The 23,272-nt window shown below is 36.9% G+C and carries 20 protein-coding genes; 3 read left to right on the top strand and 17 right to left on the bottom strand.

Features of this window, described 5'->3' with window-relative positions:
• The 8 genes from E0Y80_RS10880 to E0Y80_RS10845 all read right to left on the bottom strand — a co-directional run bounded on the left by E0Y80_RS10880 (position 1) and on the right by E0Y80_RS10845 (position 7,381).
• Positions 1–1,122 carry an ABC transporter permease gene (locus tag E0Y80_RS10880; RefSeq protein WP_156307691.1) on the bottom strand — a complete coding sequence of 374 codons (1,122 nt, stop codon included), beginning with the start codon at positions 1,120–1,122 and terminating at the stop codon, positions 1–3.
• Positions 1,119–2,225: an ABC transporter permease gene (locus E0Y80_RS10875; RefSeq protein ID WP_156307690.1), complete on the bottom strand. Its 1,107-nt coding sequence runs from the start codon at positions 2,223–2,225 to the stop codon at positions 1,119–1,121. Before E0Y80_RS10875 ends, E0Y80_RS10880 begins: the two co-directional genes overlap by 4 nt.
• The gene (locus E0Y80_RS10870; protein ID WP_156307689.1) at positions 2,226–2,972 is read right to left on the bottom strand and encodes an ABC transporter ATP-binding protein; all 747 of its coding nucleotides are present in this window, start codon (positions 2,970–2,972) and stop codon (positions 2,226–2,228) included.
• A 1-nt stretch (position 2,973) separates the two neighbouring features.
• Positions 2,974–3,888 (bottom strand): ABC transporter ATP-binding protein, encoded by a 915-nt coding sequence (locus E0Y80_RS10865; protein ID WP_231596020.1) that lies wholly within the window; start codon positions 3,886–3,888, stop codon positions 2,974–2,976.
• 1 nt (position 3,889) lies between these two features.
• Positions 3,890–4,786, bottom strand: coding sequence for an HlyD family secretion protein (locus E0Y80_RS10860; protein ID WP_156307688.1), 897 nt, complete (start codon positions 4,784–4,786; stop codon positions 3,890–3,892).
• Positions 4,787–4,796: 10 nt separating this feature from the next.
• On the bottom strand, positions 4,797–6,092 hold the full coding sequence (locus tag E0Y80_RS10855) for a TolC family protein (RefSeq protein ID WP_156307687.1): 1,296 nt from the start codon (positions 6,090–6,092) through the stop codon (positions 4,797–4,799).
• 53 nt (positions 6,093–6,145) lie between these two features.
• Positions 6,146–6,775: a TetR/AcrR family transcriptional regulator gene (locus E0Y80_RS10850; RefSeq protein WP_156307686.1), complete on the bottom strand. Its 630-nt coding sequence runs from the start codon at positions 6,773–6,775 to the stop codon at positions 6,146–6,148.
• A 114-nt stretch (positions 6,776–6,889) separates the two neighbouring features.
• Complete coding sequence (locus E0Y80_RS10845; RefSeq protein WP_156307685.1) at positions 6,890–7,381, bottom strand: hypothetical protein; 492 nt, start codon at positions 7,379–7,381, stop codon at positions 6,890–6,892.
• A 118-nt stretch (positions 7,382–7,499) separates the two neighbouring features.
• On the opposite strand from E0Y80_RS10845, the gene E0Y80_RS10840 reads away from it, so the two are divergent.
• Entirely contained in the window at positions 7,500–9,527 is a 2,028-nt protein-coding gene (locus tag E0Y80_RS10840) for a M3 family metallopeptidase (RefSeq protein ID WP_156307684.1), read from the top strand.
• 30 nt (positions 9,528–9,557) lie between these two features.
• Here E0Y80_RS10840 and rnhA read toward each other — a convergent pair whose 3' ends face one another.
• From rnhA to lon, 3 genes are all read right to left on the bottom strand, one after another.
• Positions 9,558–10,064 carry a ribonuclease HI gene (gene rnhA, locus E0Y80_RS10835; protein WP_156307683.1) on the bottom strand — a complete coding sequence of 169 codons (507 nt, stop codon included), beginning with the start codon at positions 10,062–10,064 and terminating at the stop codon, positions 9,558–9,560.
• Between the two features lie 55 nt (positions 10,065–10,119).
• A complete protein-coding gene (locus tag E0Y80_RS10830) occupies positions 10,120–10,698 on the bottom strand; it encodes an FUSC family protein (RefSeq protein ID WP_197091561.1) in 579 nt (192 codons plus the stop codon).
• A 79-nt stretch (positions 10,699–10,777) separates the two neighbouring features.
• Positions 10,778–13,240 carry an endopeptidase La gene (gene lon / locus E0Y80_RS10825; RefSeq protein WP_156307682.1) on the bottom strand — a complete coding sequence of 821 codons (2,463 nt, stop codon included), beginning with the start codon at positions 13,238–13,240 and terminating at the stop codon, positions 10,778–10,780.
• A 324-nt stretch (positions 13,241–13,564) separates the two neighbouring features.
• Between lon and E0Y80_RS10820 the strand changes: the two genes are divergently transcribed.
• A complete protein-coding gene (locus tag E0Y80_RS10820) occupies positions 13,565–14,236 on the top strand; it encodes a tetratricopeptide repeat protein (protein WP_156307681.1) in 672 nt (223 codons plus the stop codon).
• Between the two features lie 68 nt (positions 14,237–14,304).
• On the opposite strand, the gene E0Y80_RS10815 is transcribed toward E0Y80_RS10820, so the two are convergent.
• From E0Y80_RS10815 to E0Y80_RS10795, 5 genes are all read right to left on the bottom strand, one after another.
• Complete coding sequence (locus E0Y80_RS10815; RefSeq protein ID WP_156307680.1) at positions 14,305–14,832, bottom strand: helix-turn-helix domain-containing protein; 528 nt, start codon at positions 14,830–14,832, stop codon at positions 14,305–14,307.
• A 62-nt stretch (positions 14,833–14,894) separates the two neighbouring features.
• Positions 14,895–16,403, bottom strand: a complete 1,509-nt coding sequence (locus E0Y80_RS10810) for an NAD(P)H-hydrate dehydratase (RefSeq protein WP_156307679.1) — start codon at positions 16,401–16,403, stop codon at positions 14,895–14,897.
• A gap of 59 nt (positions 16,404–16,462) precedes the next feature.
• The gene (locus E0Y80_RS10805; protein ID WP_156307678.1) at positions 16,463–18,727 is read right to left on the bottom strand and encodes an alpha/beta hydrolase family protein; all 2,265 of its coding nucleotides are present in this window, start codon (positions 18,725–18,727) and stop codon (positions 16,463–16,465) included.
• Between the two features lie 63 nt (positions 18,728–18,790).
• Positions 18,791–21,322, bottom strand: coding sequence for an ABC transporter permease (locus E0Y80_RS10800; RefSeq protein ID WP_156307677.1), 2,532 nt, complete (start codon positions 21,320–21,322; stop codon positions 18,791–18,793).
• On the bottom strand, positions 21,319–21,990 hold the full coding sequence (locus E0Y80_RS10795; protein ID WP_197091560.1) for an ABC transporter ATP-binding protein: 672 nt from the start codon (positions 21,988–21,990) through the stop codon (positions 21,319–21,321). Before E0Y80_RS10795 ends, E0Y80_RS10800 begins: the two co-directional genes overlap by 4 nt.
• Positions 21,991–22,040: 50 nt before the next feature.
• On the opposite strand from E0Y80_RS10795, the gene E0Y80_RS10790 reads away from it, so the two are divergent.
• On the top strand, positions 22,041–22,718 hold the full coding sequence (locus tag E0Y80_RS10790) for an arylesterase (RefSeq protein WP_231596019.1): 678 nt from the start codon (positions 22,041–22,043) through the stop codon (positions 22,716–22,718).
• Positions 22,719–22,791: 73 nt separating this feature from the next.
• Here E0Y80_RS10790 and E0Y80_RS10785 read toward each other — a convergent pair whose 3' ends face one another.
• On the bottom strand, positions 22,792–23,241 hold the full coding sequence (locus E0Y80_RS10785) for a hypothetical protein (RefSeq protein WP_156307675.1): 450 nt from the start codon (positions 23,239–23,241) through the stop codon (positions 22,792–22,794).
• Positions 23,242–23,272: the final 31 nt, after the last annotated feature.

Genomic DNA, 23,272 nt, shown 5'->3' with positions numbered 1-23,272 from the left:
CTAAGAAGTCTTTCTATAATTTAAAATAGCAAGGGTATTCAGCAGTACTGCAAATCCTACCATGATAAGAAAGTGTTGCTGAATATCTTCAAAGCCACTTCCTTTCAATACGATCATTCGAACTACCTCGATGAAATAAGTCACTGGAATACTTTTGGCAATCACCTGTGCCCAAGTCGGCATACTATCGATCGAAGTAAACAGGCCACTCATCAGCATAAAAATCATGATGAAGAAAAAAGCAACGGACATAGCCTGTTGTTGAGTATCCGACACCGTAGAAATTAACAATCCCAAACCCAGTACTGCAACAAGATACAGTGCTAAATAACCATATAATAACAACAAATTGCCGACCGGCACAATTCCATAAACAAACCTTCCTACGATAAACAATCCCACACTAAAAACAAACATGCCAATTATCCAGAATGGAATGAGCTTCCCAAGGATAAATTGGTACTTCTTTATAGGAGTAACATTGATTTGCTCAATCGTTCCCATCTCTTTTTCTTTTACAATATTTAGGGAACACATATAGGAACAAACCATAGTAACCAAGGCAACCAAAATACCTGGTACCATAAATTTATTGTAGATCAAATAAGGGTTGAACCAATTGGAGGTTGTGACATCGATCAAGGACATGCCTGATTCACCTTGTTTATTCACCCATTTGGTTCTGATATCTTCATTGAAATTAGTGATAATCCTACTCAAATAACTTGATCCTAATCCTGCTTTTACTCCGTTAATGGCATTGGCTGCCACAAAAAGATCCGCCTCACCCTCCTTGATCAGATTACGTTCAAAATTGTTTGGGATTTCCAATATAATATCTGCTTTATCTTGTTCAATTTGTTCCAGCCCCTTTTTAAATGAAGAGCCATAATCCATTAATCTGAAATACCCAGAAGACGTCAGTTTTGAGATCAACTGCTGGGAAAAGCTGGAATGATCATGGTCTACCACAGAAATATTGATATTCTTGACTTCGAAATCTGCTGCCAATGGCAAGATAATAAGCTGCATGATTGGTGCCACAAATATTAAGGGAAGCAATGCTTTATTCCTAAAGATTTGCTTGAATTCCTTTCGCAATAAAAATAGCAATGACCTCATTCTAATCTTGTTTTAAATTTTTTCAGACTCAGGAACAACAGCAAAACAGTCATTCCAATTAAAACCAACGTTTCTTTCCAAATGGCTGCAATACCTAATCCTTTTAACATAATAGATTTTGCAATGATATAATACCACTTTGAAGGGACAATATTGGAGAACAACTGAAGTGGTTTTGGCATATTTTCCAATGGAAACATAAAGCCTGTGAATAGTATGATTGGCAGCATCATGCCCATCATAGAGATCAACATGGCAGCTTGTTGGGACTTGGTAATATTAGAAATTAGTAGCCCCACGGACAATGCACAGATGATTAATAGTGCACTTTCTGCTACTAACAACAATAAGCTTCCATGTATTGGCATATCTAACAGCGTTGTTGCCATGACGAGGATCACAGTCAGATTGACCATTGAAAGCAAGAAATATGGCAATGCCTTAGATACAATAACCAAAAAAGGATTAAATGGTGATACCAGAAGAATTTCCATTGTTCCCATTTCTTTTTCCCTTACAATAGAAACTGCAGTCATCAATACACAGATCAGCATCAAGACTAAGGCCATAATGCCGGGAACAAAAGTTGTTGCTCCTTTAAGTTCTGGATTATAGAGCATCCGGAGTTCAGTATTTATGCTGTAAGGAAGTTTCTGATTCTGCAACAAATCCATTTGGTAATCCATGATGATGGCATTTGCATAATTTTGAAGAGTACTCGCAGTATTCGGATCGGAACCATCAGCAATGATTTGGATTTGGGCTTTATGCAGATGTAAAAGGTCTTCATAGAAGTTTGCCGGAAATACAATGGCCAGCTTCACATTTTCCTTTTTAAACGCAGACTCAATCTGTTTAGCATTCATCAAAGATTTTGTCAGTTGGAAGTTTTGGTTAGCTTCGAATTTTTGAGTTATTTCCTGGCTTGCGATGTCCTTTGCATAATCGAAGATTACAATCTTTGCATTCTTCACTTCATTGGTCAGGGCAAATCCAAAGAGTACGATTTGAACAATGGGTAACCCAAAAAGCATTAATAGGGTCTTCCTATCTCGAAACACGTGATAGAACTCCTTTCTTACAAATGATAGAAACTGTTTCATTTAATCTCCCTTTCTTGTGGCGCCGCGAGCCAGTTCATAAAATACTTCGTCCATTGTGTCAGCACCATATTGTTTTTTCAGATTAAAAGGACTGTCCAATGCTTTGATTTCCCCATCGACCATCATAGAAATACGGTTACAATATTCGGCTTCGTCCATATAATGGGTTGTGACAAAAATGGTTATTCCCCTACTCGAGGCATCATAAATCAAATCCCAAAACTGCCGACGGGTTACGGGGTCTACTCCACCAGTGGGTTCATCAAGGAATACAATTTTTGGATCATGGATAACAGCAACCGAAAATGCAAGCTTCTGTTTCCAACCTAAGGGTAAGGAAGAAACTAATTGATTGACTTCATTTTCCAATCCTAAGGTTTTTATTAATTCAGCCCGTTTAGCTTTTAGATCCTCTGATCGCAATCCATAAATCCCTCCAAAAAAATCAATATTCTCCTTTACAGTTAAGTCCTCATACAAGGAGAACTTCTGACTCATATAACCTATACTTTTCTTAATTTCTTCAGTTTGTTTATAAATATCGAATCCTGCAATCATAGCCTCACCTGAACTTGGTCGCGATAGACCACAAAGCATTTTCATTGCAGTAGTTTTTCCTGCTCCATTGGCTCCCAAGAATCCGAAAATTTCACCTTTATAAACTTCAAAGCTTATTGAATTGGTGGCAATAAAATCTCCGAATTTTTTCGTTAGTTTATCCGTCTTAATTACTACTTCCTTGCTCATTTCAATTCATTAGATTAATGAAACAATCTTCAATATTAGGCGTAATAGGATTTATCTCAATTTCTTTATGGTTTTGATTTTCAAGCGATTTAACCAGAATTTCCATAGAACTATCTGACAAATTGTTGAAGGTTATATGGTGAAATTCACCAAACGCGTTGCAAGTTTTGATATAGGGATTATTCCGAAGGTCTATCAGTAATTTACCCATATTGGAAGCCTTGATTGCAAATAAAGGGTCAGGGTATTGCTTTATTATTTCGTCAGGAGTTTCAACGCTCATAATCTTTCCATTCTGAATCAAAGCAATTCGCTCGCAAAGGGTGGCCTCATCCATATACGGCGTTGAAACTAGAATGGTTATGCCCTGATCTTTCAACCTTCCTAACATATCCCAGAATTCCTTTCGTGAAACAACATCTACACCGGTTGTTGGCTCGTCAAGAAAAAGGATTTCTGGTTTATGGATCAAGGCACAACACAAAGCTAATTTCTGCTTCATCCCACCAGAAAGCTTCCCCGCTCTTCGATCCTTAAAAGGTTCAATCTGCACATAAATATCCTTGATCAAATCATAGTTTTCTGCAATGGATGTGTTGAAGACAGAAGCAAAGAAATTCAGATTTTCTTCAACTGTTAGATCTTGATAAAGAGAAAATTTACCCGGCATATAGCCTACCATTTTACGAATCTGCTTGTAATCCTTCACCACGTCAAGTCCTGCCACTGAAGCACTTCCCTGGTTGGGGAGAAGCAAGGTTGTCAAAATTCGAAAGATAGTCGTCTTACCCGCACCATCCGGACCGATTAATCCAAAGAGCTCACCTTTTTTTACAGAAAAGTTAACCTGATCAACAGCGGTCAAAGACCCCTTGTTGTAGGTCTTGACAACATCCACAACTTCAACCATGTTCATATTAAATGAATTTTATTTCACCGTACATCCCTATTTTATAGCGACCGTCATTCTTGACTTTTACTTTAATGGCATAAACTTGATTAGCCCTTTCATCCTTGGTTTGAATTGTTTTTGGAGTAAATTCAGCTTTATCATTTATCCAGGTAATTATGCCTTCTGTTGTTATATAACCACCATTACCGTCATCCGTCAATACGTTTACCTTCTGATTAAGCTTAACATTTGGAAGTTGAGAACCTGTGATATAACAACGTAAAATCATGTTGGACAAATCAGCAATTTTGTAAAGCGGCTTTCCAATTGTTGCTGCCTCATTGGCTTCAGCATACTTGGTTAAAACCGTTCCTTGAATAGGATTAATTATTTTGGATTTTTGAAGTTGGTCGTCTAATTGATAAATCTGAACTTCTAAAGGAACAACCTCCTTCCCGATACTCTGGTTAGAAATCGACAATGAAGATTGTTGTGCTTCAAGCTGCCTCTGCAATAATTTTATCTGTGCTTCGATATCGTCCAATTGTTTCGGTGTAGCAGCATCTCCAGCAATCAGGTTTTGAGTCCTTAGTTTTTCTTTTTCGAGATGATTAATCTGCTCTTTTAATGCAGACAATTGAACTGGGATATTTGGTTTGCGGCTTAAACCTGCACCAACCTGAGCTTCTAACTGACGTTTCTTTAAATAGGTCTGTACCGTATCGATATATCCAATCCGCTCCCCCGCACTCAACACATCTCCTTCGTCAAGATTAAATTCCTTTATGGTACCGTTAGACTCTGCAGAAATAATCGTTTCAATGGCTTCAAAGCTACCTGAAGCGTCAAATGAATTTTTATCATTCTTACATGAAATAAAGAATAATAATCCTACTCCCAATATGATTTGTATATTTTTCATAATTCGTATTTTATTTACCTTCAGTTCCGGCAGTCGTTTGTAAATTATATTGCGCCATCAGCAATTGAACCTCATGCATCGCTAAATTCTGTTTAGCTTGTTCTACAACATTTACTGCAATTAAATAATCATTGCTTGTTGCTGTTCCATAGTTCAATTGATTTAGTGTCGAATTCTTCACCTGCTCTCTCAAATCGATAATATCCTGATCAGTTTTCAGCAACTCCTCAATTTTCGAAACCTCAGTTTGCTGTTGGTTCACATTCATCTTTGTATTGAAAACGAAGGTCTCTTCCTGAACCTCCAGTATTTTCTGATTATTCCGAACAATGCTCTTATCATTCTTTTGCGTATAAAAATTATTGAGGTTCCAAGCTAATCTCAATCCAGCAATATAAAACCCCTGACTTTCGGTACTCAGCATATTTAGGGCTGGCTGGCCAACACCACCTTGTACAAAAACACTCAATTGCGGAAAGGTCTTGGCATCAATTAATTTGTTCTGTACATCCAATGACTTCCTTTGCAATGCAAAGAGAGATTGTTCCGGTCGATTTATTTCTTCTGAATATCCAATCTGTTTTGGTGTTTCTAACCTTGTTTCAGCAGATAGTTGTTTCCCGATCATAAGTGATAAAACATCCAAGAATGATTTCTTATTATACTTCAACTCCAACAGTCTTTGATCAGCTTTCAATAGCTCTGCTTTTAAGTTACTGGCTGAACTTCTCAATGCAACACCATTTGCTATGGCTGTTTCCATCTTATCAATCCCACTTTGCAGATCTGTTTTAGAAATCTCAATCTGTTCCATTTGTTTATCCAATAATAGAACTCCGAAAAACAGACTATTTATCCTTTCCCTAAGCTTATACATTTCTACCTCAATTCTTTGAACTTCAACGGCTGTATTGGCTTCCACATTGGCTTGCTGGTCTTTTAAGGTGATCAGCCCCGTAAGTGATTGCGATATTTCAGCATAGACTTTATATTGGTTTTTGCTGATGGTAGGAATTTCCATATTTGGCAATGAAATAGGAACTGCGGTAACATCTGATTGATGGGTTGCCTGCCCTGCAATACTTACCTGTGGCATAATAGATTTCTGAGCGTTATCCAAGGAAAAAACTTTCGTTTTTTCGAGCAGTTCATGTTGTTTTATTAATGGATAATTAGACTTTGCTAGTCTATAACATTCCTCCAAGTCTATCTTTGTACTGTCGTTTTGAGCTAATACTGAAACAACACTTAAACCCATCAGAATTACTACCAATACCAATTTCTTAATAACGTGAACATTAATCATACATTTTAACATATTGATTTAAACAATTGACCAATTTATAGGCAAAAAATAGACTATGCTTTTAGCATAGCCTCTATCCATATGGGAATCAACTTTTTACGTTGTTCCAACATGTCATTAAATTCATTATTCTTAATATCAGCTCCACCCATAATTAAAGGTTGAGAAATAAATGGAAACAAGATTAATCCCAATACATTCATTATAAATTGAATGTGGCTTACATTTTTAATCCTGCCACTCTCAACTTCAGCCTTATACTGTTTTACTAAAAAAGAATTATTGATGATTTGACTCACGGGAATCTTCTCAAGAACATTACCTACATTATTCCTGATTTCTCCTGCTATAAATCCGGGAATTTCTGGCTGTTCTTTGATTGTATCAATGTAACGGTGAGAAATAATTTCTACCTTTTCAATTAAAGTAGTTTTTTCATCATTCAAAACGCCGATCATGCTGTTGACAAAAACTCCCATAGTTTCCAACATGATGATTTCAAATAACTTTTCTTTACTTCTAAAATAGTAATTCAACAAAGAAAGATTAATACCGGCTTCTTCCGCTATATCACGAGTACGAGTCGCCGCATAGCCTTTCTTATGAAAAACTACACGTGCTGCTTCTTTAATCTTATCCTCGGTTGAAGTATCAATTTCCTTCGTCTCTTTCTTTTTAGCCATTCGATAATTCTAATAATTTGTTCAAATATAAAAACTTAAAATTTAATTAAACAAATATTTTAATCAAATGACCAAAAAATATCAAAACACACTATATACTTGACCAATAACACGTTATTTTCTTTTTAAAACCATTCCATGGTCAAATCTTAAGCTGTCAATATTCTTGAATACAAACTGAGAATTCTTTTCTTCAACGTCTCCAAACCCTTCAATTAATCCTTCTGGAACTATGCCAAATACAGTTTCACGAACTGAAATAACCCCCTCGGACATGAAGGTATAATTCCCAACAATAAGCGAGTCTTTCAATACTCCACGAAAGGATCCTTGATTTTTATCTTTTTCCTTGAAACTATAACTTAAGTCTCCAATAAGCGAGTCGTTTTGATTTTTTAAATCTAGTTTAATTGTATCGCCTCCTTTTTCAAAACTATATGTTCCTGCCATTTCGGAGGTTGTCCACTCTTTATTTGAAATAGTTTTTGAATCTTTTGTAGAATCTAATTGTGTGTTATTTCCAGAATCTTGATTGCTGTTATTGCAGGAACTAACACTTAAAATTAGAAGGGATGCAGCACAGATAGATAACCTTGGGTTCTTCATAATAATTTGTTTTTATTGTTATAACATCATAATGATACGTAAAGTTTCGGTAAAAACTTGATAAAAGCGCAACAGGTATTAAATTGCAGTAGATTTAATATTGTAACTTTATCTAACTATGAATATTCTAACAAAAGAATTCGAAACGAATTATAATACAGCCCCATTTTCTAAAATCAAAAACGAAGACTACGTTCCTGCAATTCAGGAGGCAATTGCTGAGACGAAAAGAGAAATTGAGGCAATTGTCGATAACCCAGAACCAGCATCCTTCACAAATACAATTGAAGCCCTCTCCTTTTCAGGAATGCAATTAGATAGAATCTCCAATATTTTCTTTAATCTACATTCAGCAGAAACAAATGATGAAATAGAGAAAATGGCTGTTCAAATTGCGCCAATGTTAGCTGAATTAAGCTCGGACATTACCTTGAATTATGAACTATTTTTGAGGATTAAGGAGGTTTATGACCAAAAGGAATCATTAAACCTTACTCCAGAACAGGATATGCTATTGACTAAAAACTATAAAGATTTTGTTCGTAATGGAGCATTGCTTACTGAAGACAAGAAAAAGCAATTACGAGAAATAGACCAGGAAATGTCGGTCCTTAAGCTGAATTTTGCTGAACATGTACTTGCCGAAACCAATGCCTATAAATTACATGTTGTTAAAAAAGAAAATCTTGATGGATTACCTGAAAATGTCGTTGAAGCGGCGCATGAACTAGCCAAGGAAGAAGGGAAAGAAGGTTGGATTTTTACCCTGGATTACCCTAGCTATATCCCCTTCATGACCTATGCCAGCAATAGAGAATTAAGGAAGGAACTAGCAATTGCCGCAGGTAAAAAAGCCTTCCAAAAAAACGAAAACAATAACGAAGAAATAATTCTCAAAATTGCTAAGTTAAGATACGATCGTGCTAAATTATTGGGCTATGATTCGCATGCTCATTTTAAATTAGAAGAAAGAATGGCACAGAATCCTTTATCTGTAAAAACTTTCTTGAATGATTTATTGGCTAAAGGAAAACCAGCAGCAGACCGTGAGTTCGAAGAACTTTCAGCCTATGCTAAAAAATTAGATGGGATAGAGAAACTAGAGAAATGGGATGGAAGCTACTATTCAGAAAAGTTAAAACAAGAACGTTTTAATCTGGATGATGAGAAACTAAGACCTTATTTCAAATTAGAAAATGTATTGAACGGCGTTTTCGATATTGCACATAAATTATATGGACTGACCTTTAAAGAAGTTCAAAACATCGACAAATATCACCCAGAAGTTCAAACCTATGTGGTCAGTGATGAAGAAGGACAATTGATATCGATATTCTACGCAGATTTCTTCCCGCGCAAAGGTAAAAGAAATGGAGCATGGATGACTTCTTATAAATCTCAATATTTTAAAGACGGTCATAATGAAAGACCGCACGTATCCATTGTGTGCAATTTCACAAGACCGACAGCAACTAAGCCCTCTTTACTAACATTTAATGAGGTAACAACTTTATTTCATGAATTTGGTCATGCTTTGCATGGCATGTTGGCTGATACCACCTACCCTACGCTTTCAGGTACCTCAGTCTATTGGGATTTTGTAGAATTGCCAAGTCAGATTATGGAAAACTGGTGCTATGAAGAAGAGGCATTGAAGCTTTTTGCTAAGCATTACGAAACTGGAGAAACCATTCCTATGGAATACATTACGAAGATCAAAGAAAGCGCATCCTTTCTCGAAGGATTAGCTACCGTAAGGCAATTGAGCTTTGGATTGTTGGATATGGGTTGGCATGGTCAAGACCCTAGCAATATCACTAGTGTAAAGGATTTCGAAACTGAACAGTTTAAAACGACCGCAATATATCCAGATGTTAAGGAGAATGTAATGTCAACTTCCTTTTCGCATATATTTGATGGAGGATATTCTTCGGGTTATTATTCCTACAAATGGGCTGAGGTATTAGATGCCGATGCATTTGATTATTTCAAGCAGGAAGGAATTTTCAACCGGGAGGTAGCCAATAAATTTAGAGAGAACATCCTTTCAAAAGGTGGCACTGAACATCCAATGAAATTGTACACGCAATTCCGTGGTCATGAACCTTCGGTTGATCCCCTTTTGAAACGTGCAGGATTAATTTAATGAATATAATTTCAGCAAAAAGGCTTAGATTTAAATATCTAAGCCTTTTTGCATTTCTGCTTCGAAAACAGAATCTATTTTCCAATTCGCTTTATCTTTTGAGGCATTTACTGCCAGTTGATCGCATCTTTCATTCAATGGATGTCCAGCATGGCCTTTTACCCAAACCAGCTTGACTTGATGCAGCTTATAAGCATTCATTAATCGCATCCAAAGGTCTTTATTCTTCTTACCTTGAAAACCTTTCTTTATCCATCCATATACCCATTTTTTATCGATTGCATCGATTACATACTTTGAATCTGAAAAAATAGTTACCTGCTGATTCAGGTTCTTAAGAGCTTCTAATCCTATAATTACAGCTAATAATTCCATTCTATTATTCGTGGTTTTACGGAAACCTCCCGAAAACTCCTTTTCTATTAATTTTCCTTGAAATTCTGGATTTGCTCCTTGGTATATCGCTCGTAAAATGGTGCCATAGCCACCTGGACCAGGGTTTCCACTTGATGCTCCATCAGTATATAGTTCGATCATTGCTACAAAAATAAGGATTTAATTGGAAGCCTTTGTCCTTTAATAAAACTAGCTTCTAGGAAGGCTCAGTAAAGATTTTATACTTCTCGCGTAAGAAATGAATTATTCCAGAAGTTACAATTACGATGGTCAATCCAATAATACAGCCCAATCCCGTTGAAAGTGCTCTATAAATTGGTGTATAGCTGATTTGGGTATGATGAGGTTCAATCATGATGATTAACAAAGCTACAATAGCCACTCTTGCCATATTCATGATCTTAAATCCCCAACATAATACGATAGTAACCACAATACCTATCATAATAGAATAAACGTTTTTTGGCAATAACCAAACGCAGGCCATGGCAACAACAGAGCCTACAAAATTCGATTTGAAACGTTCTATGGAAAGTCGCTTGGAATCTTTCTCCTCTGGGGAGATTACTAAAATTATGGAGAGTAGAGCCCAGAATATTTCAAACTCCTTAAATCTTCGATACATTAAATATCCTATAACAAAGCCAATAAGGCATCGAATGGTATAAATCAATAACGGTGAAGTAATAATCCGTTTGATAAGCTGTGTTGCTTTACTGTTGGGATCCATTGCCGCAAAAATACAGCTTCTCCTAGAAGAATAGAAATATTCCATCAATCATTGAAATAAAATGACCATAAAAAAAGCACAGCTTATTCAACTGTGCTTATAATTTTTATTTCAACTAACAGAATTAGTAGCCTTCCCTAGAAAGAACTTTTGCATTTTTCACTTTCTCATCCAACAATGCTAATTTCACAACCTCACGCATTTCAGTGACATAGTGGAAATTCAAATCCTTGATATAATCTTCTTTAATTTCCAGAATATCTTTCTGATTTGATTTGCTTAGGATAATGTCTTTAATATTTGCTCGCTTGGCAGCTAAGATTTTCTCTTTTATACCACCAACTGGCAATACCTTTCCTCTCAAAGTAATCTCACCGGTCATTGCCAACTTTGGCTTAACCTTATGTTGTGTGAACAAGGAAGCTAAAGCAGTTAGCATGGTAATACCAGCCGAAGGACCATCTTTTGGTGTAGCTCCTGCAGGAACGTGGATATTGACATCCCATTGATCAAAGACTTTAAAATCAATACCAAATTCATCAGAATGTGAACGAAGATAAGCCATTGCGATCGCAGCAGACTCTTTCATTACATCACCCAAATTTCCTGTCAGACTTAATTTTCCTTTGCCCGGACTTAAACTTGATTCAATGAATAAAATATCACCACCCACGGATGTCCAAGCAAGGCCTGTTACCACACCTGCGATATCATTATTCTCATAAAGATCCTTGTCAAAAATCGGAGGCCCCAAAATTTCTTCAACATCCTCAGCTGAAAGACTATGGTCATAGGGTTTCTCCATGACAATGCGGGTAGCAATACCACGGACGATAGATCCAATTTTCTTCTCCAAACCACGGACACCTGATTCTCTCGTATATTCTTCAATGATCTTTTCAATCATCTTTGGTTTCAAGGAGATATCCTTCGCTTGAACACCATGCATTTCCCTTTGCTTAGGAAGCAAGTGTTTCTTTGCGATTTCAATTTTCTCTTCAATCGTATAACCATTCACTTCAATGATTTCCATCCTATCCAATAAAGCGGGTTGAACACCGCTCAAGGAATTGGCTGTAGCAATAAACATCACTTTTGACAAGTCATATTCCATTTCTACATAATGATCATAAAAGTGTGTATTTTGTTCAGGATCCAAAACCTCCAATAAGGCTGATGATGGATCACCTTTAAAATCAGAACCAATCTTATCGATTTCATCTAGCACAAAAACAGGGTTGGAAGCACCTGCTTTTTTCAAGGACTGAATAATACGACCAGGCATAGCACCGATATATGTTTTACGGTGACCTCTAATCTCTGCCTCATCACGTATCCCGCCTAATGCCATTCTCGTATATTTCCTACCCAAAGCTCTTGCTATAGATTTCCCTAGGGATGTTTTACCAACCCCCGGAGGACCAACCAAACAAAGAATCGGTGCCTTCATGTCGTTCTTTAACTTTAAAACAGCTAAATACTCTACTATACGTTGCTTAACCTTTTCTAGTCCATAATGATCTTTGTTCAAGATCTTTTCAGCTCTTAACAAGTCAAAATTGTCTTTGGTATATTCACCCCAAGGAAGATCAAGCATTAACTCCAAGTAGTTCAATTGAACAGAGTAATCTGCTGCAGCAGGATTTATGCGAGCAAGCTTTTCTAACTCTTTGTTGAAATGTTTATTGACTTCATCATTCCATTTCTTGGACTTGGCGCGTTTCTTTAACTCTTCAAGCTCAAGATCTGGCGTATTGCCACCAAGTTCTTCCTGAATAGTTTTAAGCTGTTGGCTTAAGAAATAATCTCGTTGTTGCTTATCTAAATCAACACGTACCTTATTCTGAATCTGGTTTTTCAATTCTAACATCTGAATCTCAGTTGTTAGGTGCTCCAATAATAATTTAGCACGTTTTACAAAATCCTTAATCTCCAATAAATCCTGTTTCTGCTCAAGTTCCAAGGATAAATTGGAAGAAATAAAATTCACTAAGAAGGTTGGGCTTTCAATATTTTTGATAGCAATACCTGCTTCGCTAGGAAGATTTGGAGATAATTGAATAATCTGCAGTGCCAATTCCTTTACAGAAGAAATCAAGGCTTTAAATTCTTTGCTATTAACCTTGGGCTTATCTTCAGGGAATTTCTCTACTCGCGATATGATATAAGGTTCAGTCTGAACCAATTCAGTAAGTTTAACTCTGGTTTTACCTTGGATAATAACGGTAGTATTACCATCAGGCATTTGAAGAATCTTGATGATATGTGCTACAGTACCTACTTTGTGCAGTTGCTCAAAGGTAGGGTCCTCAACAGTCATATCTTTTTGTGAAACCACAGCAATGGTCTTGTCCCCTTTATAGGCATCCTTAACCAACTTGATTGATTTATCTCTACCAACGGTAATAGGAATTACTACACCAGGAAAAAGAACCGTATTTCTCAATGGTAGAATCGGCAATTGCTCTGGAATTTCTGCATTCCTCATTTCGTCCTCATCTTGCTGAGTTAATAATGGAAAGAATTCAGTTTCTTCGTTTATGATAGGTAATGTTTGATTAAAGTTGAATGAATCAAATTTGCTCATATGTTTTGAATCCGTGTTGCCGACATCTTGTCAGACCATCGACATATATTTGTTTTAAATTAAATGTATGCATATAGTACAAGCGGAGTGCCAAGTCCAATATTTGGTACATTTTATGCTATTATTGTTTGATAGCTGTTAAATCGTCAGTAATCAGACCATTCTCTGTCACCTTTGTGTATAGAAAACTGATTCCGACTGAAGCAAATAGTAAAATGTGGAAATGTTTATAACTATTGATTGCTAGGTTAAACTATTTAACAGATTTTTACTCTATTAGAAGGAGTATTGTAAATAACTGGAAAACAACATAAAAATTCAGACATGAAATTAAATAACTTGAATACACAGATGAAGACGATTAAGATTGGGTTAGCTACAGTTGCTTTAGCACTAGCTACTATGGGTGCACAAGCACAACAAAAAGAACAACACAGTGATCCAAATGTACGCGCTGGTGAAAAAGCACTTTTGGATGGTGATTTTAAAACTGCTGCAACTCAATTCGAAAAAGCATTGCCTAATGCTGGTTCTGAGCCTGAAGTAGTGTATTTGTTAGGATATGCTCAATTCCAAAATGGAGATTACAAAAAAGCAGTTGCTAACTTTAATAAGGTTATTACTTTAGATGCTAAAAATGTTTCTGCATATTATTATAAAGCGAAAGCTAATAACAATATGGCAGTCAACAAAGATTTAAAATTGTCAAACCAAGAGCGTGAGGCATTATTGAAATCTGCAGCTGGCGACTATACTAAAGCAATCGCAGTAAATGCAACAGACGCAAAATTATACCAAAACCGCGCTATTGCTTACCGTGATTTAGGTATTTTAACAGGAACTAAAGGAGCAGCTAACTACAACAAAACAACTGCTACTGACGCATACAACAAAGCAATCGCTGACTATGAGAAAGTATTAACTTATGATGCTTCTCGTAAAGATATCCAAACTGAAGTTAAAAAAGCTACAGTTTACCGTGACAACCTTAAATAAGGGTTGATCCCAACAATACAAAAAAGCTCGTCATTTCTGACGAGCTTTTTTGTTTGGAGAATTTCCTCTTATATCAATTGCTTTCTATACTCCGATGGGCTGATACCTGTCGTTTTTTTAAACTGACTGCTTAAATGCGCAATACTGCTGTATTGCATCTGTGAAGCAATCTCTGCCAATGTTGCATCATAGCCTAACAATTCCTTTACCTTTTCAACCTTTAATTTGATAAGATATTTTTCAATACTTTCACCCTGCTGTTCGGAGAAAAGGTTGCTCAAATAAGAATATTCCAAATTGAACCTTTCAGAAAGAAAGCTTGATGTTTTCCATGCATTTTCTGAATCAGAATTCACAATCTCCAATAAAGCAATTTTAATTTCCTCAACTAATTTTTGCTTGCGCTCCTTTAAAATTTCAAAGCCAATCTGACTCAATTCCTTATCAAAATTCGAGATCTCATCATCGGTCAATGACCTTTTAATATGCACAGTACCTATACTAACCTCATGATACGGGATAGACATACGGTCTAAAATCTGCTCAACTGCCATGACGCAGCGAGGACATACCATATTCTTGATGTTAATTTGCATATGATAAAGTTAAGGAATATTTGGCAGACCCAAATTGATCTTTGTCAGGATAAAATCCCATTTTAATGTTCTTGGGACAGTTCCATCAATGCCGAAGGAATATATTCGATGACATCAGTAGCGATTAAGCTTGCTTCCCCTACCCAACCTTTAGCAAAATCTCCAGCTAAACCATGTACATATACTCCAAATACCGCAGCATCCAAAGATTCATAGCCTTGAGCTAATAAACTTCCAATAATTCCCGTCAAAACATCGCCCGTCCCGCCTGTAGCCATACCGGGATTTCCCGTCGAATTAAAATATATATCTCCCGTGGGATTTACAATGGCTGTATTTGCTCCCTTAATAACCATAACGATATTGTTTTCCCTTGCAAAGGTTTTTGATTTCTCAAGCTTATCAAGATCATTTTCCCATTCTCCAATCAGTCGCTTCAACTCCTTGGGATGTGGTGTCAGAACACTATTTTTTGGAAGGAATTTTAGCATGTTTTCATTTTCAGAAAGGATATTGAGTGCATCAGCATCCAAAACAACTTTACTTTCCTCATTTAAACCTTGCAACCATAATCCAAAACCACGAATGGTTTCCTCAGATTTTCCCATTCCAATTCCAACAGCATAGGAAGAATAGATAGGTTCAATATTAAAATCCATTAAATGCTCCTCAGCAGAATCGAGAGTCACCATAGCTTCTGCTAATCCAATCTGCAATATCTGATACCCACATTTAGGAATATAGGCCGTAACCAATCCACATCCTGTTCGAAGAGCAGCTCTTGAAGCCAACAGCACTGCGCCAATTTTCCCTAAACTTCCCCCTATCAAAGCAACATTCCCATAGGTTCCTTTATGCGAAAACCTTGACCGATGACGAATTAAAACCTCTAAAAGCTCAGAATCAATAAAGTTATATTGAGAATTTTGATCAGCCATCGCCCGTAGATCCAGGCCAATATCTAAAATGCTGAATTCATTTACATACCTTGAGTTATCAGGCAACAATAAAGACAATTTTGGAACTTGAAAAGTGTACACTTTCCAAGCTTTAACAATAGGATCACTTTCCAACCCTACCCCGTCCAATAATAAACCTGAAGGCATATCTACTGAAAGAACCTTACCGTGGAAAGCATTAATTTGCGAAATCACCGCCTGCCATTCCGATCCCAATGGAGCAGATAATCCATAGCCAAATAAGCAATCAACCAAAAACCCCTCTGTTGGTAAATCCAAATCATCATCAAGACCGAAGAAGGTTATTTCCTCCAATTTCTCCTGGTTTAAAAGATTGTCATCCGAATAACTTTCCGATTTCAACAACCTCACCTCAACATCATATCCTGATTCCTGTAACTGTCTCGCTATAGCCAATCCATCACCACCATTATTTCCCTTACCACAAACCACAACTATCGGAAGCTCTTTGATCGAATCTATATAATCTTCCAATATAGAAGCTGTAACAATACTGGATGCACGCTCCATTAATTCCCAAGAACTAATGCCTTCTATTCGAATAGTTTCTTGATCGACCGATTTTAATTGAGCTGAACTTAGAATTTTCATAATGGGGTATAAAAAGTAAAGCTCCTAAATTAGGAGCTCTACAAAGATATAACAACAGATTAATTTAAATGTTTGTGGAAAAAGCCCATCATAGCCTTATAAAATTCTATCTGATTTTCTTCCTTCGCAAATCCATGTCCTTCATCGTATTTAACCATGTAAGGTACATCAACACCTTTTTCACGTAAGGCCTTCACAATCTGATCTGCTTCTGCAATTTTAACTCTTGGATCGTTCGCCCCTTGAACAACAAATAAAGGAGCTTTAATTTTATCTACATGAAATAGTGGCGAAGCTTCTTTAGCAATTGCCGCCTCTTCTTCATTGTTTGGATCATACCAAATCTGGTAAAGCATCTCGCGATATGGTTTCCAATATTCAGGAATAGAATTTAAAAGTGTGAAAATATTCGAAACTCCTACGTAATCGACCCCTGCTTTATATAGATCTGGAGTCTTTGTCAAGCCTCTTAATACGGCATAACCTCCATGAGAACCACCATAAATGGCTACATTATCTTTGTCAGCCCATCCTTGTTCGATGACATATTGAATTCCATCCTCAACATCATCCATCGCTTTCCTACCGATCTGCTTAAATCCAGACTTCAAAAACTCTTTACCATATCCACCAGAAACTCTGAAATTTACCTGCAAGGTTGCAAAACCATGGGCAGCAAATAATTGAGTCTCTGGATTAAATCCCCAACTGTCACGAACGCCCTGAGGTCCTCCATGTGGATTTACGATCAAAGGCACCTTTTTACCTTCCAAAGCTGCTTTTGGTAAAGTGATGTATCCGTGTAATGTCAAACCATCTCGTGACTTAAAGGTAATCGGTCGCATTTCTGCCATATCCGACTCCTTCAACTGTGGCATCAAATCATATAAAAATGTCACTTTTTTAGTCTTCGCATCTAAGTGATAATATCTTCCATACAATTTATCGCTTTGAACCATCACTAGATATTGGTCTTCATTATCGGTCTTTCCAACAATTGAATATTCATAATTAGGAAATTCTTTCTTGAAAAGGTTATAGATTTCCTTGAATGTTGCACTTTTTGGTTCAATTTCTACTTTCTCCCCTTCGTAGCCAACATAATCAATTTCCCAATTACGCTTTCTTGAAATACCCAAAATAGTCGCATCGTAATCTGGGTTAGAATAAATTTCCTTGATTAGTTTTTTCGTTCCCAAATCATACAACACAATACGTGCTTTATCTGAATCCAGATTTGTTAAAATATAGGCTTCATCAGGATTTTTTGAAGCGTAATTAAATGATAATATGGAAAACGTATCATACCAATTTGCTGTACCGAAAAGTTCAAATTCTGTTTTGCCTTGTGGTTTATAATAATACTGTGTATTAATGCCATTAAACATTTTTGAATAACCTCTCAGATTTCCATCTTTATCAAAATCATAGTCGACAATAGCATTTTCAGGATCTATATTCGTAAATAGCTTTTCCATCGTGCCGGTCTGAACATTAACCTTGTAAGGCTCAAAGACTTGTTTATTATCCTTATTTAATTGAATAATAATATAATCTTTCTGCTCTTTTAACATATTTAATATGCCTGCTTGAACATCATCAAAGGGAGTCAAATCAATATTATTGCTTCCATCAATATTTACAGCATATAGATGATAATTTTCATTTCCGCCCTGATCCATGATATACACCAAACGATCATCATTTACCCAGCCCATGCCACGAATCAATTCATCCTTTTCCTCAATGGCACGTACTACTTTACCAGTAGCAACCTCCTTAACCATGACGTGGCGTTTGTTTTTTTCATCCTTCTCCCTATAAGAGATGTACTTACCGTTTGGAGAAAGCGCAAATCCAGAAGACTTAGGCTTGGCAAAATAATCCTCAACCTTATATTGGTAGTTACCATTTCCCAATTCAATTAATTTGGCTAAGTCAGACTCCGAAGATACCAATGTTGGATCTCCAGGTTTAGTGATCTTTGTTTTAGCCAAAATCAATGGAAATTCCTTTCCAGCTTGTTTGAACTTACCTTCGATTTTCTCCCCCTTCAATTCCCCTTCATATGCAAGGCCGGCTTGGTCCATGGCTAAGTTTAGAATATTGTTTTCAAATTTTACGGATGACATTGGCAATCCAGAGGCCCCCTGAACAGGGATGTCTAATGTAGCCGTTAAATTACCGTCTTTATCACTGATGTGGAATATCATCTCCATCTTCATCCCTTGAACCTCTAGTTCTCCTTTCCAATCTCCAGTAACCTGGGCTTTTGTGGCTATTACACCCACAAGTACAAATAGCATAGTTAGTAGTTTTTTCATAATCTTAGTTTAACTAATTAGTAGATAAACTTAAGAAATTGTTACAAATTTATTTTAAAAAAATTATTCTTTTCGCAAAGCTTCCAAAGGTGATCGATTAATAACAGCCAAGCTATTAATTAATCCAATGGTAATGGTAAGACCAACGATTAGAAACATGAGCAATAATATCATTCCAATTGATGGAACAAATACACTTTCAAATACAAAAATGGCTAAGAGATAACTTGCAATTAATGAAATGATAATCCCTGTTAAGGCAGAAAGCAATCCTAGGAATAAATACTCGCTGATTGTAATCAAATAAATTTGTCTTCGACTTGCTCCCAAGGTCCTAAGCAGAACATTTTCTCGAATTCGCTGAAACTTACTGATTCTAACGGATGAGATTAGGACAATAATTCCTGTTAATATACTGAATGCTCCCATGAATTGTATGATAAATCCAATCTTATCCAAGATCTCCTGTAACACCTTCAATACCGCATTCATATCAATAACGGATACGTTGGGAAAGCTATTAACAATTTTCTGTTGAAACTTACTTGATTCAACCTCTGTCGGAACTTTCGTCATCATCAAATAGAATTGAGGTGCCTGATCGATGGTCCCGGAAGCAAATACTACCCGAAAATTAGACTGAAATCGGTTCCAATCCACTTGCCTAATACTGCTAACCTTTGCAGGAACAATCAAGCCTTGTACATTGAACTCCAATTTATCCCCAACCTTAACTTTAATATTTTCAGCATAACCTTTATCCAATGAAACAGATGCTGTATCATTCTTACCTACTTTTCCAACCCATTTTCCGGAGGTCAGACTTTCCGAGGAAGTCAATGAATCCCGATAAGTTGCACGAATTTCCCCTCGGAAGGCACGCGATGATACCTCGTTGCTCGTATCCGACACGACATCTTTCAAAGTCGTTCCGTTGACACTCTGCAACTGCATGGTGACGATGGGTACAGATTCTAATATGGGATATCCTTCAGCTTTCGCTAGATTTCTTATCCCTTCTCCTTGCGAAGGTTGAATATCAAACATCAGCATATTCGCCTGACTTTGTTCTGATGATAATTTAACCCTATTAATTAATAAATCCTGAACCAAGAACATTGTAGCAATCAATGCGGTACCCAAACCAATGGAAATCATTAGGATCACCGTCTGATTATTTGGTCTATATAGGTTCGAAAGACCCTGCCTCCACAAATAAGGCCATTTCTTTGGAAAATATTTCCTGACTAGGTAAGTAAATCCCTTAGCAACTCCATATAATAATAGAAAGGTAATTCCAACACCTGCTACAAACACCAATGTTTGAATCCAATTATCCATCTGAAGTCTGGCAAAGCCTGTAATAAAGCCTATTATCAAGAGGTAAATCCACCAGCTTGCTCGATCCTTAAATAGACTTTCTTCCTTGTCTGATACCCGAATGGAGTTCAATGGCGAGATATTGCGTACGGCCAGCAAGGGCAATAGAGCGAATAAAACAGCAATGATTACACCCAATCCGATACCTTCCAGTATAGCTAACCAAGAAACTCCGGTACTTAAACTGACGGGAAGTACATCCTGCATTACGAGAGGGATGAGGTATTGTATTAATGAACCCAAAACGGCACCAATGATACCTCCAAGAAGACCGATACCAGCAAATTGAACCAAAAAGATATAAAACGCCTGTTTCGCAGATGTCCCTAAACATCTTAACACCGCAACGGAAATCATTTTCTCCCGCACATAAATCTGTACAGCACTTGATACCCCTATACATCCCAACAACAAGGCAACAAATCCCACAAGTTCCATAAAACTTGCCATGTCCTCGAAAGAACGGCCAGTATTCTCTTTTGTAGTTTCAATGGTCGAGGACCGAAGCTGCAATTCCGTAATCCGATTTTCCAACTCCTTAACCTTCTTATCTACCTGAAAGCTCTTAGGCAATTTAAAATAATAATGATATTCAATTCTGCTGCCTGTGGTCTGCAAACCCGAATTTTCTAATTGCTCAATTGGCACAAATACAGAAGGCGCCATTGTTCCAGAGATAGCTGCTTGTCCTGGTTGTGAAAGGACATTCCCTAAAATAGCATAGGTATTATTGCCTAATTGTACCGAATCTTGAATTGCAGCATTGAATTGCAGCAGCAATGAGTTCTCTAAATAAACCCCCTTTTCTTTCGCAAATTGCTGGAAGCTATTTTTAGGACTAGTCTCAACTTCCCCATAAAATGGATAGTTTCCTTCTAAGGCTCGAACTTGCACCAGTCTCGAACCATCTGCTTTAGGAAAGCGAATCATAGACATAAACCGCTCCTCCTTCGCAAAATCCTCACTTAATCCTTTGATAGAATCAATAAACTTCATTGCCTCTTCAGATGGTTGCCTACGGCTTTCCAACTCAAAATCGGCACCAATAAGTTCCGCAGCTTGTGCATCAATATCCTTCTTTAAATTCATATTGAAGGAATTCATTGCAACTAAGGCTGCAATCCCTAATATGATGGAAGAGATAAAGAGAAATAACCGTGACCTATTCTTGCGGCTATCCCGCCAGGCCATTAAGAAAATCCATTTCCAGTTCATTGAATTTTCCCTCCTTTAATCGGAATGATTTTTTGGGTCTTTGCCGCCAAATCTAAATCATGGGTCACAATAACCAAGGTAGTGCCCGACTCTTTATTGAGCTGAAATAACATGTCCTCAATAATCAAGCTCGTTTCTGCATCCAGATTTCCTGTAGGTTCATCAGCAAATAATATCTTGGGTTTATTGGCAAATGCCCTCGCCAGAGAAACACGCTGTTGCTCCCCTCCTGATAATTGAGAAGGATAGTGATCAGCGCGCCCAGCCAAACCGACCTTTTCCAATAGGTCTAGAGCATCCTTTTGCCTGTTCTTCATCCCCCTTAGTTCCATAGGAACCAAAACATTTTCCAATGCTGTCAATGTAGGCAGCAATTGAAAATTCTGAAAGACAAATCCAACATGCTCATTACGAACTTGGGCTAACTTATCTTCACTTAAACCTGTAAGCTTTATACCATTTAAAATAATATCACCTTCAGAACTTTGGTCAAGTCCGGCGCATAATCCTAATAGAGTGGTCTTGCCACTACCTGATGGTCCAACAATCGATACCGTCGAACCAGATTCTATTTCGAAATTAATATCATTTAATACAGGAATTTTATTCTCTCCAATTTGATAATTCTTGAAGACGTGTTGTACTTGTAGGATCATAGTAGATGACATATCTAATAAAAATATAGATTATTTTTAATTAAATTAGCCATATGAATCACATGAAATCTCTAATTATTGCAGTATTAGCAGTTTTTTTACTTGCATCTTGCAATAATTCCAATTCAACTCAAAATTCCGAGCAAATAAAAGATACCTTACCCAAAACATCTGCTGCCACTGAAAGCGTAAAACGTATATTATTCTTTGGAAACAGCCTGACTGCTGGTTTAGGATTGGAGGATCAATCTCAGGCTTTCCCAGCCCTAATCCAGCAAAAGATTGATAGTCTTAATTTGAACTATACCTGCATAAATGCAGGTTTGAGCGGTGAAACTTCAGCAGGTGGAAAAGACAGAATCGAATGGCTCCTTAAAGATACGATAGATGTTTTTGTTTTAGAATTAGGCGCTAATGATGGATTAAGGGGAATCTCTACAGAATCGACTTATCAAAATCTAAATGAAATTGTCAATAAGGTAAAGGCGGCATATCCAGATTGTAAATTGGTATTAACGGGAATGATGGTACCACCTAGTATGGGTGATCAATATTTTAAGGACTTTGCTGCTATATTTCCAAAATTAGCTAAAGAACAAAATATGACCTTAGTACCTTTCTTACTGGATAAAGTAGCTGGAATTCAAAATCTGAACCAAGGTGACGGCGTCCATCCCACAAAAGAAGGCCAAGTAATATTAGCTAACAATGTATGGACACATTTAAAAGCTATATTATAATTTGAAAATAAAAAAATGGGTCGATTGATAATAATCGACCCATTTTTTATTTTATGAAATCAAGACATTGGTCTTATTTAACAAAGACCTGTTGGTGAATCTGACTGATGTCTACATCTGGGAATTGCTTGTCAAAATCAATAAGTACATCCGTGGAATCTTGCTTACCATCTCCATTGGAGTCCCAATCTAAAGCAACATAATATTTAACTAATGTTGTTTCAGAAACCTCGGGCTTGATCATGCTTCTATGGTCTGAAGAAATTTCGAAATCCACAGTAAATGGTAGTTTGCCAGAATTAAATTCTACCTCAGAAACAAGAGTTGCCTCCACATCAGCAATATCAGCAGGAACGGCCAATAATTGAGCTTTTCCCTTCGGATTTTGAATCGCTGTATCACCCGATCCAACGAACTCAACAGTTAATATTTGAGGAGTCTTTTCGGTTTCTCCTGATCCTTTTAGACCACAGCTTGAAACAAGCGTAGCAAGCAGTGCAAAAACAAGCATTGTATTTCTCATAACTTAAATTATTTAATATTTAAATATAATT

This window comes from Sphingobacterium endophyticum, from assembly GCF_009733535.1.
In the GTDB taxonomy this organism is placed as follows: Bacteria; Bacteroidota; Bacteroidia; order Sphingobacteriales; family Sphingobacteriaceae; genus Sphingobacterium; species Sphingobacterium endophyticum.
This window is presented reverse-complemented; position numbering and strand designations above follow the sequence as displayed.